Source organism: Cloacibacterium sp. DMC96 (assembly GCF_056313765.1).
Window position 1 is genome coordinate 372330 of the sequence record NZ_JBQUZQ010000002.1, and the last position, 18595, is coordinate 390924.

Genomic DNA, 18595 nt, shown 5'->3' on the forward strand with positions numbered 1-18595 from the left:
GTTTAACTATTTTTAACATTTTTTTAACCCTAGATTAACAAAATTGGATTTTTGGAAAAAAAACTAATCAAATTTCTGCCACAATCTTCTTCTTTAATTTTTAATTAAGTGTAAGTCAGTACATTACAATTATTGAAAAATAAAAAAACAGAGGGAATACAAATAATTTGTATTTTTTTAAATACACCCCTATGCAATTCATAGCATTATCAATTTTTATATAAAAAGATTAGAATAACACTCATAATAAAAAGGGGTGCAGCTTGTTAATTTATATTTAAAAAAAATGAATTTTCAATATGCTATAAAACAAAAAAGCCTTCTCAAAATGAGAAGGCTTTTTTATATTTTTTTCAGATTATTTCAATTGTATTTTTGCTACTATAGGAAAATGATCAGACGGATATTTATAGTCATAAAAGTCTGTAATCGTTCTGTATTTTAAAACTTTAGTATTGTTTTTTGAGCTAAAAATAAAATCTATTTGTTCGCTAGGTTTTTCATTGAATTTAAAACCATTCCAAGTTGCTTTTTCGGCGTAAGGTTTTGTAACGCTATTGCTTCTGGCTTCTTGTAAATTTTCAAAAAGCGGTTTCATCCATGAATCACTCTCTACAGAATTAAAATCACCTGTAAGAACTACAGGAACATTTCTTTTCTTCTGCAAAGTTTTAATTTTTTCGAGGATGATTTCTGCAGATTTCTGTCTCGCAATTATACCTACATGGTCAAAATGCGTATTCAGTACCCAAACTTTCTTTTTGGTTTTAATGTTTTCAAAAAGAGCATACGTAACGATTCTAGGATATGCTGCGTCCCATGATTTACCTGATTTTTCAGGATTTTCTGAAAGCCAAAATGTATTTTGTTCAAGAACTTTATACTTGTTTTTTAGATAAAAAATACATGAAAATTCAGCATGGGCTTCATCTGTTCTCGGTCTTCCTAAAAAACTATAGGCAGAATTATTTTCTAGCAAATAATCAATCTGTGGCTTCTGCGCTTCCTGTAGTCCTACAAAATCTGCTTCGTAATAAGAAATAAGGTCTTTTACTTTATCTTTTCTGATGTTCCAGTGATTTTCCCCATCATCTACACTTGCCAATCTGATGTTAAAACTCATCACATCAATGGTTTGGGAGAATAAAAACGATGCAAAAAGTATAAACAAAATGGTAGAAATGTTTTTTGTTTTCATATTTTAATTCTTGATGAAAATTATTTTAACTCGAACTGATATTTCTTGTTTTCTGTAGAAAGTTTAAAAGAATCTGTTCTAAATGGCGCTATAGGCAATCCTTTTTCGGTGAAAAGATTAATTTCTGAGTCATCTCCTTTCCAGCCATATCTTACAGCAACGGGATTGCTTACCTTTTCTGATGTAACTACAATTTTATTTTTCTTAATTTCTGCTTTTGCTGGATAGAATTTTTGGTCATTTCCTGCAATTTCAAAACCTTTTAAGATTTCATTATTTTTAGAAACTAATTTTTCTTTCGTATTGAAACTGATGGTAATTTTATTTCCTTTTACCGTTGATTTCTTATAAATTGGGCTTTTCAGACCATTATTTAATGCTAAATTAGCCAATCTTTCACCTACTGTTTTTTTATTTCTTGGGTGAATATCATTCGGATTTCCAACGTCGGTAGTTACTACCATTCCTGTGTTTTTCATTTTGGTAGTATTCAGTTGAGCATCTCGTACTTCACACCAATCGCAACCTTCATTACTGTCGCCTTTAGTGTTAAAAGTGGATAATTGAACGAAATAAAAAGGTAAGTTTTCTCCAAATTTCTGTCTCCAACTGTTAATCAATAGTGGGAAACTTTGGTTATATTCATAAGCTCTCTCTGCATTTGATTCTCCTTGATACCAAAGCATTCCAGAAATTCTAAAATCTTCTATCGGGTGAATCATGGCATTGTAAATCAAAGAAGGAAATTCATTTTGATTGATGGCTGCATAAATTTTTTCTACAGCAAATTTCCAATTTCCCGCCAATGGAATACTTTTTTGAGCGGTGACTAATTTCACCTCATCATCATTACTCCACAAACCACCGCCACCACCAGTGTCATTAACTTTTACTGCAATAATATTCTCTCCTTTCTTTAAAATTTCTTTCGGAATGGTATAAATTCTATCATCTGACCATTGTTTCATTTGTCCCACTAATTTTCCATTAAAATAAGTAAGGTCTTCGTCATCAATTTTTCCTAAATACAGCACTGCATTTCCGGCAAGGTCTTCGTCTGATAGAACAATGGTTTTTCTAACCCAAGCCACTCCGTCTAAACCTTCGAAACCTTGTTGTTCCCAAGCTTTTGGAACATATAAATCTTTTAAAGCAGAAGCGTTATAATCTGCACTCAAGAATTGTTCTTGATTAAAATCTGCAATTTTAGCATTCAATTTTTTCTCAAAAAAAGCAGTTTTAGCCTCGAAATTTTTTTGTTGAAGACTTTCTATGTCTATTTGTGGCATATTGGCAATCATTTCCTTAAAATAAGGAGATTGCTCGAATGCATTTTTAGGAATCCAAGCCTCGATTACAGTTCCGCCCCAAGAAGAATTAATGATTCCTATAGGAACTTGTCTCTCGTGATACATTTTTTTAGCAAAAAAATAGGCTACTGCAGAAAAATCTCCAATAGTAGAAGCATTCGCAACATTCCATTCTGTTTTTGCAAGGTTATTTTGAGGTAAAGAATTTATTTTTCTCTCAATTTTAATATGTCTAATGAGCGGAAATTCTTTTTGATTAAGCTCTTCTTTATAACCTTCAGAAGACGAAAGCGCCCACTCCATATTGCTTTGTCCACTACATAACCAAACATCTCCTACCAAAACATTTTTGAAAACAATTTCATTATTTCCTTTAATCGTCAATGTAAAAGGACCACCTTCTTTTTCTTGGTCTAAATCTACTTTCCAATTGCCATTTTGGTCAGCAACAGTGGATTTGGTTTGATTTTTAAAACTTACCGATACTTTTTCATGAGGTGATGCAAAACCCCAAACTGGAATTTTAGAATTTCTCTGCAACACCATATTATCTGAGAAAATATATGGTAAAGAAACATTTGCCATCAATAATTGAATGGTCAATAATAAGAATACGCTGATTGATTTTTTCATTTTAATTCCTTTAAGATTTATTTCTTATAAGGTTAATTTTTTAAGGATGTTATTTTTCCCAATTTACTCTTTTGGTTTGTACCTGAGCAGAATTGGCACCTATCATGATGTCAAATTCTCCTGATTCCCAATCGAAATTCAGTTCATCATCATAGAATTTTAAATCTTCTGGTGTAATGTTAAAAGAAATGGTTTTGCTTTCTCCTTTTTTCAAGAATATTTTTTGAAAACCTTTCAGTTCTTTTACAGGACGAACTATTTTTCCTACTAAATCTCTGATGTACAACTGAACCACTTCTTCTCCGTCATAATTTCCTGAATTGGTAAGCGTAACTGAAGCCGTCAAAGTTTGGTTGCCTTTCAGTTGAGTAGCACTTACGTTTACATCCGAATATTGAAATGTAGTATAACTCAAGCCAAATCCGAATGGATAAGCTGGGTCATTATCTAAGTCAATATACGCCGAAACATAGTTTCTGTCTGTATTATTTTTAGCAGGTCTTCCTGTATTATAATGATTGTAATAGATAGGAATTTGACCTTCATTTCTAGGAAAAGTCATCGGCAATTTACCTCCAGGATTTATTTTCCCGAAAAGTACATCTGCAATAGAATTTCCAGCTTCTGTACCTAACCACCAAGTGTAAACAATGGTAGGAATGTTTTCTGAAGCCCAATCAAAAACCAAAGGACGACCGGCATTAATCATTAAAATAATTGGTTTTCCTGTTTTGGCAATTTCTTTTAATAAATCTTCCTGAACTCCAGAAAAATGGATGTTGCTTCTGCTTTTTGCTTCGCCACTCATGGCGTGACCTTCGCCTAAAGTCATAATCACTACGTCTGCTTTCTTGGCAGTTTCTACCGCTTCTGCAAATAGAGATTTATCATTGTCATTTGCGTTACATCCTTTCGCATAAAGCAATTCTGAATTTTTATCCAATTGAGCTTTAATTCCATCAAATTGAGTGACAATTCTTTGGCTATCATCTGGAAAAGCGATAGACCAGAAGCCGTGATTTTCTACTGTAGCTTTCGCAAATGGCCCTATAATGGCCACTTTTTTAGTCGTAGGGGAAAGTGGTAATAATTGATTTTCATTTTTTAATAAAACGATACTTTTCGCACCAATTTCTCTTGCAAATTTTCTGTGTTCTGGATTATTGGCTTGTTCTTTTTCTCTCTTTTCATTAATGAAACGATAAGGGTCATCAAAAAGTCCAAGTTCATATTTTTTAGTCAAAATTCTACGAACTGCATCATCTACTAACTGAATATCTACTTTCCCTTCTTTTACCAATTCTGCTAAATGATTGGTATAAGAACGGCTTTCCATATCCATATCACTTCCCGCGATAATTGCTTTCAGAGCAGCATCTTTATTGTCTTTTGCAAAGCCATGAGGAATCATTTCGCCAATGCTTCCCCAGTCAGAAACCACAAATCCTTGGAAATTCCAAGCGCCTTTTAGCAAATCTCTTTGTAAATATTTACTACCAGTTGCAGGAATTCCATTGATATCATTAAAAGAATTCATAAAAGTAGCTACTCCCATATCAGAAATAGCTTTGAAAGGTGGCAAATACGTTTCGTGCAACTGTCTAAGGCTCATATCTACAGAATTGTAATCTCTTCCGCCAACAGCAGCTCCATAAGCTGCAAAATGTTTAGCACAAGCCATTATTGCATCTTTATTTCCTAAGCCATTTCCTTGGAAACCTTTTACTCTGGCTTTTCCTACTAATGTTCCTAAATAGGTATCTTCACCTGCTCCTTCCATTACGCGTCCCCATCTTGGATCTCTTCCTATATCTACCATTGGTGCAAAAGTCCAATGAATTCCATAGGCTGAAGCTTCAGTAGCTGCAATTCTAGCAGATTTTTCAATTAAATTCATATCCCAAGTAGCGGTTTCGCCTAATGGAATAGGAAAAGTAGTTCTAAAACCATGAATAACATCTTGCCCGAAAAGCAAAGGAATTTTAAGACGAGATTGCATGGCTTGGTCTTGCCAGTTTTTAGTGTTTTTAGTGCCTACAGCATTTAAAATAGAGCCTAGTTTCCCAGCGCGAACTTGACCTGCTTTGTCCGCATCTTTCGTAATAGGACCGGTTGCTGTAATATCATCATTGTATTGATTAAGCTGTCCTATTTTTTCTTCCAAAGTCATTTTCGCCATCAGCTCTGTAACTTTTTGGTCGATTGATTTCTGTGCAGAAACAGTTATTCCCAATCCTGCTAAAAAAATTGAAAGGAATATTTTTTTCATAAATTTTATATTTAAAAAGTGTAGGTAGCCACTGAATTAGATGGCAATGATGCTGCTACAGATTTACCATCAAAGTTAATATTAAAATTTTCAACTTCTGCTCCTTCATTTAAAACAATTAAAGCTATTTTGCCTTCTGGTGTTTTAAACGCTAATGTACTTAAATTTCCTAGTTGTGTAGAACCTATTCTTTGTGAATTTTGAGGTACAAATTTAGAAGCATGAGCAATGATGTAATACGCTACATTTTTAGTGTAAGATTCAGAAGAATTGATGGTAATTGCTCCTTTACATTGGGTACATCCACCTGGAGTAAAAGGTTGGAATTGTGCATCATTCGCTAAATTCCATTCTAATGCAATTTTGCTCCAATTTCTCATGGTTCCAATGATTACATTTTTGGTATGCCAAATAAAATCTCCAGCAAAAGTTCCTGTAGAACCCGTCCATTGTTCTGTGAAATACAGATTTTTATTTGGAAAAGCGTTTTTTACAACACCAAGAGCAGAAACATCTCCTGCATAAAGATGGAATGCAGATCCGTCTACATATTGTGCCGCTTCTGGATCTTGGAGAATTGTAATAGGATATTCGGGTTTATCACAATTATGGTCGTACAATACTATTTTTGTAGCAATATTGGCTGCTCTAAAAGCAGGACCTAAATTGTTTTTTATGAAATCTCTTTGTTGTTCTGCGGTCATATACATACTTGGGTTATTCCCAGGATGCAGTGGTTCGTTTTGAGGAGTAATGGCGTCAATGGTGATTCCATTTTTCTTCATTTCCTGAATATATTTCACAAAATATTCTGCATAAACTTGATAGTATTCTGTTTTCAGGCTTCCTCCAATGCTATTTCCGTTGTCCTTCATCCAAACTGGTGGTGACCAAGGTGCACCAATGATTTTAATATCTGGATTAATGGCTAAAATTTCTTTTAACATATCAATCACTGGTTGGTCTTTTGCTAAGCTGAATTCGCTCAGGTCTTCATCTGTTTGACCTGCGGGAACATCATCATAAGAAAAGACAGAACTGTTAAGATCTGATGCGCCAATGCTTAATCTAAGATAACTTACACCTATGGATTTTTCTGATTTTCCGAAAATATCTTGAAGTAGTTCTTTTTTCTTCGCTGGAGATAATTGATTGATTACCTCTACGCTTCCTCCGGTAAGAGTATACCCAAAACCATCTACGGTTTGGAATTTTTCTGAAGGATTGATGAGAATGTTTTGGAAATTATTTTGTGGATTATCAAAAACAAGATTGTTTTGTTTTTGAAGTTTTAAAGTTTCATCAGCATTAGTTTGCCAATATTCTATTGTTTGTGGAGCTTCTACTTTTGTAAAAGAATTACATGAGATAAGAGAAGCTATAGAGCCTAAAACTAAGGCGGGGATAATTTTTTTTAGAACCATAACATTTATTTTTAATATTCAAAAAAACTGCTGCACGATAATATGCGCAGCAATTTTTTTAGAATGAGGTTATATAAATTCTAATTTGATATAAGATTAATAACCAGGATTTTGAGTTAAATTAGGGTTATTATCAATCTGAGTTTGAGGGATTGGCCAAAGTAATTTTTGTTCTGTAATGTTAGCAGCATAACTTAGTGGGTTTCCGCTAGCATCTTTTCTGTTTTTAATAATTTCAACAGCTTTTCCTGTTCTCTTAAGGTCAAACCAACGTTGTCCTTCGAATGCTAATTCTAGTTTTCTTTCTTCTAGCACTTTGTTGATACCATCAGTTGCACCAGTAATTGTGATAGGAGCTAAATTAACTCTTGCTCTTACTTGGTTTACTAAAGCTGCAGCACCTGTGTAATCTCCTAATCTTACTTTAGCTTCAGCTCTTAGAAGAAGTAAATCTGCATATCTAAAGATGTAAACATTTTGGTTTCCGCTTTGCTCTCTTTGTTTCCAAGCAAATGGATAGCTAGAGCTGCTCCAATATTTATCTGACCAACCTACTGGTTCAAACTTAACTGTAGAAGCTTTTCTGATTGCATCTCCTTGAGCATCAAAAGATTTAATTAAATCATTAGATGGAGTATTGAATTTTTTCCAGTCTGTTCCGATGAACATGAAAGTTCCCCACCACCAAACACTGCTTCCATTTCCATTGATTTCGAAAATAGATTCTGCGTTTGCTTCGTGATTACTGTCAAATAAATGGTCGTAAGTTGGTAAAAGACTGTATCCTTGTGTCATTAATTGATCTGTATAAGATACCACTTTTGCAAAATCTGGACTTGGTTTAGTCGCATACACTTGAGCTAAAAGAGATAAAGCAGCACCTTTAGAAGCTCTATATTTATTAGAACTTGCAGGAAGGTTAGCCAAAGCTCCTTCTAAGTCAGCAATGATAAGAGTATATACTTCACTTACAGGCTTTCTTGCTGGATAAACTTGTGCATATACTTCTTCGAAATTTTCTGCAGTTACTCCGATTACTGCTTTAGTAACTAATGGTATGTCTCCCCAAAGTTGTACGGCGTGGAAATAGTAAAGTGCTCTCATTACAGCAGCTTCGGCTTTCATTTCGTTTCTTCTTTGAGTAGTAAGTGATGTATCTGGAATTTTATCTACATAGTTTAGTACTAAATTACAGTTATTGATACGTCCGTAAATGTAGTTCCAATCTCTACTAACATTAGTATTAGAAGATTGTATTCTGTATTCTGATTGCTGAGCATTCTGTGGGTTATCACCACCTTGGTAAGCGATATCTGTTTGTGCATCACCATTAAAGAAATAATCTAACTGCCAGTATTCATTACCTAAATCATTATAGATAGTATTCATTAAATCCTCAGCATCAGAAGCATTTTTAAAAGGCACTTCGCTGAATTCAACCGCTTTGTCTGTTATCGGTTCTGTATCTAAATAATCTGAACAAGAAACTGCTCCTAATGATAAGCCCGCTCCTAGTACTGAAAAATATATAATTTTATTTAGTTTCATAATATTAAATTATTAATGATTAAAAATTAGCTTTTAGTCCTACAACAAAAGTTTTTACTTGTGGGTAAGTACCGTAGTCAATACCTAAAACCCCATTTGTACCAGCAAAAGCATTTACTTCTGGATCAAATCCTGTATAGTCTGTAATGGTGTATAAATTTTGTCCTGTTACATATACATTTAATTTGCTTACTCCTTTAAATGGATTCTGGAAGTTATACCCTAATGTTACGCTTTTCAGCTTAATGTATGAACCATCTTCTACAAATCTGTCTGAGATTTTATCTACATCGGTAGATCCCGCTTTAGGTACGTTGGTTATTTGCCCTGGAGTAGTCCATCTATCTAATACTACAGTAGATTGGTTTTTGAAGTCATTCATTAACTCTAATTCAAATCTTGAAGCATTATAAATATCATTTCCTACAGAACCTGTAATTAATGCGTCTAAATACCAGTTTTTATAAGTAAAATTATTAGTAAAACCGAAAGTAAAATCTGGGTTTGGATTACCAATAAATGTTCTATCTCCTGAGTCTGTGATTTGTCCATCTCCATTTAAATCAGCATACATTATTTTACCATCTTGAGGATTTACACCCATCATTTTATATCCGTAGAATGCACTTAGAGGCTGTCCTTGTGTAAATCTTACGATCTTGTTACCAATTCCTTCAATTGGAACTTCATCTTTGATAGGCATGTAATAGAGTGCATTAATTTTACTCTTGTTAAATGAAATATTAAAATTAGTATTCCAATTAAAATTATCATTTTTAACATTAACTGTATTAAGTGTAAACTCTACCCCTTTGTTTTCCATTGAACCAACGTTTCTCAATATGTTACCTACAGTAGGTCCCATTTCAATTGGCATAATTAAATCATCCGTTGTTCTTTTATAGAAATCTGCAGTTAATTTAATTCTATTTTTCACAAAAGCTAAATCTACCCCGAAGTTGGTATCTGTAGTAACTTCCCAGCCTATGTCACTTCCCCATTGGTAGAATTTATAAGTACCATCAGGTCCGTTATTGGTAAGTCTATGTAAAATAAAGTGTGAGTATGGAGGAATACCTGATGCATTACCTGTTTTACCCCAACCTCCTCTAATTTTTAATTCTGAGATTGTAGAATTGTCTTTTAAGAAGTCTTCATTAGAAATGTTCCATGATGCTGATACTCCCGGGAAGAAGCCCCATTTTTTTCCTGGCGCTAATGCAGAACTTCCGTTATAACGGAAAACCCCCATTAAAGTATACTTATTATCATAAGTGTATACTGCTCTACCAAAATATGATAATTCTTTTAAAACTTCTTCTCTAAAAGTAGGAGTTTTGTTTCCTGATGCTAGGTCATAATTAAATTCTCTTACGTCTTCTGCGAAACCTTGTCCCCAATAGCTATCTAATTTAGTGTTTCTCTCATGTATTTGAAAACCTCCTAATAATCCTAAATCGTGAGCACCTGTTTTTAAAGTATAGTTTAAAGTGTTCTCAATGTTTAAATCTTGATACTTGTTAGTGTCTTGTTGTCCAAAACCATGATTGGTTCTACCATCTGAAGATCTATAAGAATCTCTAAAGAAATTATATTCGCTATCAATATAATCAAAAGAAACACTTGGTTTATAAACTAAGTTTTTAAGTAAGTTAACTTCAAAACCTAAGTTGGATAAAAATCTGTGAGTAATGGTGTTTTCAAGATCTCTATATTGGAAAGAGACTGGGTTTTCCCAACCTGCAGTAAAAGGATTTGGTGCAAATTGACCTGGTTTATAACCATCTTTAACGGTTCCATCATTATTATAAACAACTTGATCACCTGGAACAAAGTTAATTTGATCTCCATAAGCTGGCATAAAAGTAGGAGTGGTCAAAGCTGCTAAAATAACACCTCCTCTTGCTCCTTGTCTGTTATCTGCAGTATTATTTTGCTTGGTGTGCATGTAATTTAAACTTGCATTTACCTTAAGCCAATCTGTTATTTTTGAATCTAAATTAACTTTTGCGGACATTCTGTCAAATCTAGAAGGAGCAACAATACCGTCTATTCCTTGGTAACCTAAAGCAGTGTAAGCCTTAGTGTTTTCATTACCGAAAGAATAATTTACATTATAATTTTGATCAACTCCAGTTCTATAAACTTCTTTTTTCCAATCTGTACTAATTCCTGCATATCTTGGATTGTTTACTGTGCTCAAATAATCATCTCCTCCATTTGCATTAATGTCTGCCATTAATGCTTTATATTGGTCTAAATTAAGTACATCTACATTATTAACAATTTTAGAAATACCCCAATAAGTATTAAAATTAAGTTGAGGCTTATTCGCTTTTCCTCTTTTTGTAGTTATAATTACAACTCCCGCAGAACCATTAATACCATAAATCGCCGCTGATGTTGCATCTTTCAAAATCGTCATATCTACGATATCATCTGGATTTACACCTGTAATATCATTAGTCTGAATACCATCTACTACATATAATGGATTTACCCCTGAAGAAATAGAGTTATTCCCTCTAATTTTAATGTTTAAAGCCTGCCCTGGTTTACCCGAGTTTTGTACTACACTTACACCCGCTGCTGTACCTTGCAAAGCTTGTGTCACGTTATAAATTGGTCTGTCTTCAAAAACATCTGCTTTAATGTTTTCAATTGCACTGGTTGCATTTTTCTTTTTTACAGAACCGTAACCAATTAGAACTACCTCATCAATTTTCTTCTCTTTAATCGCTGAAGAATCACTTTTAATTTGAGCCTGAAAACTTGAGGTGAAATAAAGAACTGCTATCAGTCCTAACCCTTTTTTAATATTCATGTTCATAATATATTTTTTTATCTCATTTTGAGACAATAAATTTAAATGAATTTAGTTAAGAAAAAAAAAAAATTCTGAATAATTTTAATTTTTCGTTTATTTGAGGTACTTTTGAGGAGGTCAAAAACCTATTTAAGGAGAAAAAACTCTTATTTTTTCAAAAAAATTTTAACTAAAAAATGGCTCAACTTTTAACATTATGTTAATAAACAAGAAAAATAAATCGCTTAATGTTAACTTAATGTTAAGTTTTATAGTCTTTTCTATGCTCCTTAACTCTATGAGCATTATCATACTACAACTCTCTCAAAACGCTCAGCATACTTATACAGGATTAGGAATTTTAGAATTTTTCAAAGATATTCCCATCGCTTTAGTTTCTATTTTTTTGGTAGACTACATTAAAAAAAAGAGTTACTACCTTTCATTAGCTTTTGCATTATTTATTTGTACCGTCTGTAGTTTTAGCATCCCATTTCTCACAGAATTTTGGTTTTTAAAAATCTGGTTTATTCTTATCGGAATTTCATTTTCTATTGGCAAAATATGTGTGTTTAGCATCATCAAAAACACAACGGATACTGAAAAAGAATTCTCTATCACCATGAGCAGAACAGAAGCTGCGTTTATGCTCGGAATTTTCATTGTAAACATGGAGTTTGCGCTTATTCTGAGCAGTGACTATCAAGAATTTTGGAGATTTGGATTTTGGTTGGTAGGATTTATTTCGTTGTGGACAGCTATACAAATTATAAGACATCACCACACTCATAAAAATATTGAACCAGCCCCCGTAAAAAAATCAAAAATTGACTTTACAATTTTACTGAACAAAAGTTCACTATTGTTTTTGGCTATTATATCACTCATTATTTTTGCTGAACAAATATTCAACTCGTGGCTTCCCACTTTTTATAAAAAATCCCTCAATTCTTCTTCTTTTTTTGCGCTTCAATCTTCTGCATTACTGGCATTCTTCTCATTTTTAGGGAGAATAATCGCATCTAAGCTCATTCATAGATTTAGTCCCATGAAAATCTTTTACACCAGCTTAATTTCCGGGATTATTCTCATTAGCTCAGCATTTTTTATAGGGCAAGAAAGCGATTTAAAAATAAAGATATTAATGTTTATTTTTCCACTGATTGGCTTTTTTATTGCGCCACTTTACCCTATGCTAAACTCTAAGTTCCTAGGCAACTACCCCGAGAAAAAAATAAGCAGAATGGTTTCCTTCATCATTTTGTTCACTTCTTTAGGCGGTTCTATAGGCTCTATAAGCACTGCATATATTTTTCAAAAAAATTTAGCAAATTATTACTTGTTATTTGCTTCAATTCCCTTAATTTTGATACTGATACTTTCTTCTTTATTTTCCATCAAAGAAAGAATGTCTATAAATAAAAATGATCATGAAACTTGACGACTCTAAAAATAAGATGACCCTACAAGAATTGATTGATACCAAAAACTTTATAAATCAATTATCTGTAGACTGTGCAATCTTTGGCTTTCACGACAATTCTTTAAAAATTTTATTGCTTAAATATCACGAGCTCAATCTTTGGGCGATTCCTGGAGGTTTTATCTTCGAAGATGAACATCTAGATGATGCTGCACACAGAATTTTATATGAAAGAACTCATTTAGAAGACGTGTATTTGCAACAGTTCTATGCATTCGGTGGAATAGACAGAACCGAAAAAAACAATCCGCACCGTCAATTATTAGCTAACAAAGGAATAGAAACAGATAAAGACCACTGGATTAATAAGCGATTTGTAACTGTAGGCTATTATGCATTGATAGACTACACCTTATCTCATACCTTCCCAGATGCGTTCAATGAAACTTGCGCTTGGTTTGATGTACATGATTTACCAGAGATGGCTTTTGACCATAAAGAAATCATCGAAAAAGGATTAGAACACCTTAGAAAAACGCTAGATTATGACATTGTAGGAAGCAATCTGCTGCCAGAAAAATTCACCATGAAAGATTTGCAAAATCTGTATGAAGCCATCTTGGGAGAAAAATTCAGAAGAAACAACTTTCAGCGTAAAATGCTCAGTTTAAATATCTTAGACAGACACGAAAAACTTTTTAGCGGTTCTGCAAATAAGGCGCCTTATCTTTATTCTTTTAAGAAAAATAAATTGAGACTTAAGTTTTGAGGGAAAACATTTTGTAAAAAAATTCTCACATTAAAGTAAAGCCATTTTTTAATGGCTTTTTTATTTATTTTTACTAAAAATTTTAACCATGAAAAATCTATTCTTTTTACTGCTATCATTATTTTATTATCCTCAATGTACAATTAAAGATTTGAATCTTAATTTAATGCACATGAATGAAGAATATTTGAACAATTTTATTTATAGTGACTTAAGAGTTACTGAAATAAGAAATAGTGATAAGTATTTTCATGTTGAGCGTGATGAATTTATTGATTACTTAAATGAGCCTCACAAAGTAAAAAACACGGACTTTACATTTAGATTAGAAAAGTGCTTAACTAATAAATCAAAACTTGCTGATTATACTGTAAGTTTTATAGATGGAAGAATATATAAAATTAGAATAAAAGTTATATACGATTTGAATGAAGTAAAAAACATAGAAAATGATTATATAAAAATTAAAAGTATCATTACAAATACCTATAAAATAAATAGAGGTATGGAGACTATGTCATACAGATTTTCAGGAAACCAAAGTAGAGTGACTGGAAAATTTGAAAGTTTTGATTATAAAATAAATATACCACTAAAAATTTTAGAAGATGGAAACCGTATTTGGAAAGTAAATGATGTATCTATCTCAAAAAATAAAAATTATGAAGTAGATTTTAAAAATATGGTACATACAGATAATTTATTGAATTATGAAATGGAAATTAAATTTACCAATTTATTTGACACTCCACTAGACAATAGAGGCTATTAAAATTAATATTTTAGAAAATCTGAAAAATAAAGAAAAAGTAATAAAAGACTCAGTAATTATATTATAAAAATCCTTACTAATTATCTCAAATTTACTTGAATAAAATAAAAAAGCCTTCTCAAAAGAGAAGGCTTCTTAATGTACCCCAGACGGGACTTGAACCCGTACGTCCTTGCGGACACAGGATTTTAAGTCCTGCGTGTCTACCAGTTCCACCACCAGGGCAAAATGGAGAGCGAAAAACGGGATTCGAACCCGCGACCCCAACCTTGGCAAGGTTGTGCTCTACCAGCTGAGCTATTTTCGCATTTCTATTTCGTGTGCGGATGAAGGGACTCGAACCCCCACGCCTCACGGCACCAGATCCTAAGTCTGGCGTGGCTACCAATTACACCACATCCGCTAGTATTTAAAGAACTTTGTTCGTTTTTTGTGAGTGCAAATATAGAAACTTTTTCCTAATCTTCACAACTTTTTTTTGAAAAATTTTATTTTTTGAAAAAAAAACTTAGAAATTAGATTTTTGTTTCTCTTTTTATTACTTTTACAACTTTAAGATTAATAGATATGGAATTACAAGGAACGGTTAAGAAAATATTTGATACCCAGACTTTTGCAAGCGGTTTTCAAAAAAGAGAAATGGTTTTATTGACTCAGGAACAATATCCTCAGCCTATTTCAATAGAATTTTTATCAGATAAAATTAATTTATTAGATAATGTTTCTGAAGGCGAAACTGTAAAATTAGGAATCAATATTAGAGGTAGAGAGTGGACTAACCCACAAGGTGAAGTAAAATATTTCAACTCTATTACCGCTTGGAGATTAGAAAAAGTAGCAGATAATGGTGCACAACCTACTTATGCTGCTCCATCTGCAGCGGCTACTCCAGCTACTACTAATGAAAATCCTTTCGCAGACGAAGGTGATGACGATTTACCTTTCTAAAATAATAGAAATTTTATACATTTTAAATCCTACTTTAATAAGTGGGATTTCGTTTTTAGAATAAGATATGTTTCTACTAGATTCCGAAGAAATTGCTTTCCCAGACCCTGCTTTGTATGATTTTGAAGGAGGATTACTGGCAATGGGCGGAGATTTATCTCCAGAAAGAATCTGGTTTGCTTATCAGAACGGGATTTTCCCATGGTTTAATCCCGAAGACGATATTTTATGGTGGTGTCCCGATCCTAGATTCGTATTGTTTCCTGAAGATTTGAAAATTTCTAAATCCATGAAGAAAATTCTGCGAGAAGGAAAATTTACTTTTACCGAAAATAAATGTTTCGAAGAAGTGATGAAAAATTGCCAAGCCGCAGAAAGAAAAGGTCAAGATGGAACATGGATTACAGATGAGATGATAAAATCTTACAGCACTCTTCACCGATTTGGAAAAGTAAAAAGCATAGAAGTTTGGGAAAATGATGAATTGGTGGGAGGTTTATATGGTGTAGATTTAGGTCATATCTTCTGTGGAGAAAGTATGTTTGCCAAAGTGAGCAATGCAAGTAAAGCGGGTTTTATTTATTTTGTAGAAAAATATAAAAATCAGTATCAGCTGATTGATTGCCAAGTTTACACTGAACATTTAGCTTCTTTAGGCGCTAAAGAAATCCCTAAAAGGGAGTTTCTGAAAATTTTAAAACAAAATTTCTCAGACGAGAACGTAAATTAATAAAGAAATTGCGCCCCGAGTTGAGCGGAGCTCTTTTTAAAATTAACAAATTTTAAAAAAGCGAGAGCGGAACGAGGAAATTGGCGCCCAAAAAATTAAAAAAATATGAACCCTGAAAAAGAAAAATGGATTTTATTGGTATTGCTCTCTCTGATTTGGGGCTCTTCATTTATTTTGATAAAAAAATCGCTGGAACATTTTAACCCTTATCAAGTAGGAGCGCTCAGAGTTCTTATTTCTGGAGTTTTACTCTCGCCGATTGCTTTATTGAACATCAAAAAGTTTCCTAAATCACATCTAAAATGGTTGATTATAGCCGCGCTTTGTGGAAATTTTATTCCCATGTTCTTATTCCCTATTGCGGAAACCAAAGTCAGCAGCAGTATTGCCGGAATTATCAATTCTACGATGCCACTTTTTGTGATTATAGTAGGTGCTGCATTTTGGAAAACCAAAACCACTCCTCGACAAATTTTGGGAATTGTCATCAGTTTTTTTGGAGTGATTTTATTGATGAATTCGGGACATGATAATAATACAGAACACTTATTTTACATAGGATTATTACTTTTTGCAGCTTTCTTGTACGCTGTAAGCGTAACTACAGTTGGCGCAAAACTCACGCATATTCCTGCAAAACTTCTGTCCTCATTTGTATTTTTCTACGTCTTGTTTTTACCGTCTTTATTGGCTTTATATTTCTCAAATTTCTTTCACGAGTTTTCTTTTACAAGAGAAAATATGATAGGATTAGGATTTGTAGCGACTTTATCCATCTTCGGAACTGGATTGGCTATGATGTTGCAGTATCGATTAATGAGTGTTTCTAATCCGCTATTTGCGTCTACCGTAACTTTATTAATGCCAATTGTAGCGGTAGCTTGGGGAATAATCGACGGAGAAAGTTTTACTTTTTTACAAGGAATAGGCGGTGCAATTATTCTGGGAGGATTAATTTTTCTAAGAAAGAAAAAAAGCTAGCATTTTTACATAAAAAAACTGCATAACCCCTTAGGAAGCAATGCAGTTTGAAATAAATCTAATAAAAAGTAAAAATGAAAGGTGACAAAGATAAAATTTTTTTTCAATAAAATTCAAAAATGTTTGAAAATTTTTTATGATTTCCGTCATTTAGCTGATTGATAAGAATTAATTACCTTTGCAACATGTTAATTTCTGAATACATATCCAAAGATTTTCCCGCTTTTGAAGTTGATTCATCAGCAGAAGAAGCACTAGAAATAGCCTCTGAATTTGGTTTTACCCATGTTTTTGTACAAAAAAACAATCTTTTTTTGGGAGGAATCTGCAAAGAATTTTTGGAAGAAAATCCAGATAAAAATTTAGAAGAACTTCTTATTCACATCGAACGTTTTGCCATTTTAGAAGGCGGAACCGTATTAGACACTGTAAAATTATTCTATACTTTTAACGCTAATATTATTCCTATCATCAATAAAAATGAAGAATATTTAGGATACATTGCTTACGATGATGTTTTTAATGAACTGTCGAAATATCCTTTATTTTCTGAAAACGGAGCGGTTTTAACGGTAGAAACCACCTTAAAATCGTTTTCGATGACTGAAATTGCCAAAATTGTAGAAAGCAACAATTCTAAATTTTACGGAGCATTCATCAGTCATGTAAATGATGATGTAATACAAGTTACCATGAAAATTAATCATGATAATTTAAGTTCTATAGACGAAACCTTCGACCGATTTGGTTATCACGTAGTTCATAAATTTTATAACGACGAAAAAGAAGAACTCATCAAAGACCGATATCAATATTTTCAAAAATATTTAGAATTTTAATGTATTTTTGATTTTATAAAAAGATTTATTTTGAAAGCTGCCATTTATTCACAGAAAAAAGACTTAGATACATTTTTATACTTAAGTAAGTTTATATCAGAACTTAACAAAAGAGGTGTAAAAGCTATTATATATGAACAGCTCTTCAAAGATTTAGAATTTTCTAAAGAGTTTTCCACTTTTTCTAACTACGAAGATGTAAAACAAGAAAAAATAGATTTTTTCTTCAGTTTTGGTGGAGACGGAACCATTCTAAATGCCTTAAATTTTATCAAAGAATTAGAAATTCCTATCATCGGTGTAAACACGGGTAGATTAGGGTTTTTGGCAAGTTTTTCTAAAGAAGAAATCTTCAGTCACATAGACGAAATCATCACCAAAGAAATGAATTTGAGCAAAAGAAGCGTTTTGCACGTTACTTCTTCTGGTACTCCTATCGACTTTCCGTATGCACTAAATGATTTGAGCGTTTCTAGAAACGAAACCACTTCTATGATTACCATAGAAACGCACATTAATGAGCAATTTCTTACGTATTATTGGGGAGATGGTTTAATTATTTCTACACCTACTGGTTCTACCGCATACTCACTGAGTTGTGGTGGCCCTATTATTTCACCAGGAAACGGAATTCTTTCGCTTACGCCAATTGCGCCTCACAACCTTAACGTGAGACCAATTGTTTTAAGAGACGATATAGAAATTACCTTAAAAGTAGAAAGCAGAGTTCCACAATATTCTCTTTCTCTAGATTCTAGACTCTATCACATGAAAAATGATGATGTGATTACAGTAAAAAAAGCCGACTTCCAACTGATCTTAATGCACCCAAAAGACTTGAGCTTTTTCAAAACTTTAAGGCAGAAATTGCTGTGGGGCAAAGACAAAAGAAATTAGTATTAATAGCATAAAATTCACTAAATTTACATTTCGAAATTTACATTT

14 protein-coding genes and 3 tRNA genes are annotated in these 18595 nt (G+C 32.8%); 8 read left to right on the top strand and 9 right to left on the bottom strand.

The genetic code is table 11. The annotated features are described in order from the left end of the window. Window positions 1–358: 358 nt before the first annotated feature. The 6 genes from ACT53I_RS10595 to ACT53I_RS10620 form a co-directional block, all read right to left on the bottom strand. A complete protein-coding gene (locus ACT53I_RS10595; protein WP_476079630.1) occupies window positions 359–1198 on the bottom strand; it encodes an endonuclease/exonuclease/phosphatase family protein in 840 nt (279 codons plus the stop codon). A 20-nt stretch (window positions 1199–1218) separates the two neighbouring features. Next, the gene (locus tag ACT53I_RS10600; protein ID WP_476079631.1) at window positions 1219–3141 is read right to left on the bottom strand and encodes a sialate O-acetylesterase; all 1923 of its coding nucleotides are present in this window, start codon (window positions 3139–3141) and stop codon (window positions 1219–1221) included. 49 nt (window positions 3142–3190) lie between these two features. Beyond that, a complete protein-coding gene (locus ACT53I_RS10605; RefSeq protein WP_476079632.1) occupies window positions 3191–5410 on the bottom strand; it encodes a glycoside hydrolase family 3 N-terminal domain-containing protein in 2220 nt (739 codons plus the stop codon). 11 nt (window positions 5411–5421) lie between these two features. Continuing rightward, on the bottom strand, window positions 5422–6834 hold the full coding sequence (locus tag ACT53I_RS10610; RefSeq protein WP_476079633.1) for a glycoside hydrolase family 30 protein: 1413 nt from the start codon (window positions 6832–6834) through the stop codon (window positions 5422–5424). A 96-nt stretch (window positions 6835–6930) separates the two neighbouring features. Beyond that, the gene (locus ACT53I_RS10615; protein WP_476079634.1) at window positions 6931–8382 is read right to left on the bottom strand and encodes a RagB/SusD family nutrient uptake outer membrane protein; all 1452 of its coding nucleotides are present in this window, start codon (window positions 8380–8382) and stop codon (window positions 6931–6933) included. A gap of 19 nt (window positions 8383–8401) precedes the next feature. Continuing rightward, the gene (locus ACT53I_RS10620) at window positions 8402–11212 is read right to left on the bottom strand and encodes a SusC/RagA family TonB-linked outer membrane protein (RefSeq protein WP_476079635.1); all 2811 of its coding nucleotides are present in this window, start codon (window positions 11210–11212) and stop codon (window positions 8402–8404) included. Between the two features lie 235 nt (window positions 11213–11447). Between ACT53I_RS10620 and ACT53I_RS10625 the strand changes: the two genes are divergently transcribed. From ACT53I_RS10625 to ACT53I_RS10635, 3 genes are all read left to right on the top strand, one after another. Further along, entirely contained in the window at window positions 11448–12629 is a 1182-nt protein-coding gene (locus ACT53I_RS10625; protein ID WP_476079636.1) for an MFS transporter, read from the top strand. Further along, window positions 12619–13380 carry an NUDIX hydrolase gene (locus ACT53I_RS10630; protein WP_476079637.1) on the top strand — a complete coding sequence of 254 codons (762 nt, stop codon included), beginning with the start codon at window positions 12619–12621 and terminating at the stop codon, window positions 13378–13380. The genes ACT53I_RS10625 and ACT53I_RS10630 overlap by 11 nt, the downstream gene beginning before the upstream one ends. An 88-nt stretch (window positions 13381–13468) precedes the next feature. After that, window positions 13469–14152 (top strand): hypothetical protein, encoded by a 684-nt coding sequence (locus ACT53I_RS10635; protein WP_476079638.1) that lies wholly within the window; start codon window positions 13469–13471, stop codon window positions 14150–14152. A 141-nt stretch (window positions 14153–14293) separates the two neighbouring features. Here the strand turns inward: ACT53I_RS10635 and ACT53I_RS10640 are convergent. From ACT53I_RS10640 to ACT53I_RS10650, 3 genes are all read right to left on the bottom strand, one after another. Next, window positions 14294–14377: transfer RNA gene (locus tag ACT53I_RS10640), tRNA-Leu, on the bottom strand. Between the two features lie 9 nt (window positions 14378–14386). Further along, window positions 14387–14459, bottom strand: a tRNA-Gly gene (locus ACT53I_RS10645). Between the two features lie 14 nt (window positions 14460–14473). After that, window positions 14474–14555 (bottom strand) — tRNA-Leu (locus tag ACT53I_RS10650). 164 nt (window positions 14556–14719) lie between these two features. On the opposite strand from ACT53I_RS10650, the gene ACT53I_RS10655 reads away from it, so the two are divergent. From ACT53I_RS10655 to ACT53I_RS10675, 5 genes are all read left to right on the top strand, one after another. After that, window positions 14720–15100: a DUF3127 domain-containing protein gene (locus ACT53I_RS10655; RefSeq protein WP_424307642.1), complete on the top strand. Its 381-nt coding sequence runs from the start codon at window positions 14720–14722 to the stop codon at window positions 15098–15100. Between the two features lie 67 nt (window positions 15101–15167). Then, window positions 15168–15830 carry a leucyl/phenylalanyl-tRNA--protein transferase gene (aat, locus tag ACT53I_RS10660; RefSeq protein ID WP_476079639.1) on the top strand — a complete coding sequence of 221 codons (663 nt, stop codon included), beginning with the start codon at window positions 15168–15170 and terminating at the stop codon, window positions 15828–15830. 105 nt (window positions 15831–15935) lie between these two features. After that, entirely contained in the window at window positions 15936–16811 is an 876-nt protein-coding gene (locus ACT53I_RS10665; RefSeq protein ID WP_476079640.1) for a DMT family transporter, read from the top strand. A 185-nt stretch (window positions 16812–16996) separates the two neighbouring features. Further along, on the top strand, window positions 16997–17650 hold the full coding sequence (locus ACT53I_RS10670) for a CBS domain-containing protein (protein WP_476079641.1): 654 nt from the start codon (window positions 16997–16999) through the stop codon (window positions 17648–17650). 30 nt (window positions 17651–17680) lie between these two features. Next, a complete protein-coding gene (locus ACT53I_RS10675; protein ID WP_104793069.1) occupies window positions 17681–18547 on the top strand; it encodes an NAD kinase in 867 nt (288 codons plus the stop codon). Window positions 18548–18595 lie beyond the last annotated feature (48 nt).

What these genes read in the sequence shown, in the direction of transcription:
- ACT53I_RS10595 (WP_476079630.1), bottom strand. Translation starts at nt 1,198, where the DNA reads ATGAAAACAAAAAACATTTCTACCATTTTGTTTATACTTTTTGCATCG.
- ACT53I_RS10615 (WP_476079634.1), bottom strand. Translation starts at nt 8,382, where the DNA reads ATGAAACTAAATAAAATTATATATTTTTCAGTACTAGGAGCGGGCTTA.
- ACT53I_RS10625 (WP_476079636.1), top strand. Translation starts at nt 11,448, where the DNA reads ATGTTAAGTTTTATAGTCTTTTCTATGCTCCTTAACTCTATGAGCATT.
- ACT53I_RS10605 (WP_476079632.1), bottom strand. Translation starts at nt 5,410, where the DNA reads ATGAAAAAAATATTCCTTTCAATTTTTTTAGCAGGATTGGGAATAACT.
- ACT53I_RS10600 (WP_476079631.1), bottom strand. Translation starts at nt 3,141, where the DNA reads ATGAAAAAATCAATCAGCGTATTCTTATTATTGACCATTCAATTATTG.
- ACT53I_RS10635 (WP_476079638.1), top strand. Translation starts at nt 13,469, where the DNA reads ATGAAAAATCTATTCTTTTTACTGCTATCATTATTTTATTATCCTCAA.
- ACT53I_RS10620 (WP_476079635.1), bottom strand. Translation starts at nt 11,212, where the DNA reads ATGAACATGAATATTAAAAAAGGGTTAGGACTGATAGCAGTTCTTTAT.
- ACT53I_RS10670 (WP_476079641.1), top strand. Translation starts at nt 16,997, where the DNA reads ATGTTAATTTCTGAATACATATCCAAAGATTTTCCCGCTTTTGAAGTT.
- ACT53I_RS10655 (WP_424307642.1), top strand. Translation starts at nt 14,720, where the DNA reads ATGGAATTACAAGGAACGGTTAAGAAAATATTTGATACCCAGACTTTT.
- ACT53I_RS10630 (WP_476079637.1), top strand. Translation starts at nt 12,619, where the DNA reads ATGAAACTTGACGACTCTAAAAATAAGATGACCCTACAAGAATTGATT.
- ACT53I_RS10665 (WP_476079640.1), top strand. Translation starts at nt 15,936, where the DNA reads ATGAACCCTGAAAAAGAAAAATGGATTTTATTGGTATTGCTCTCTCTG.
- ACT53I_RS10610 (WP_476079633.1), bottom strand. Translation starts at nt 6,834, where the DNA reads ATGGTTCTAAAAAAAATTATCCCCGCCTTAGTTTTAGGCTCTATAGCT.
- aat (WP_476079639.1), top strand. Translation starts at nt 15,168, where the DNA reads ATGTTTCTACTAGATTCCGAAGAAATTGCTTTCCCAGACCCTGCTTTG.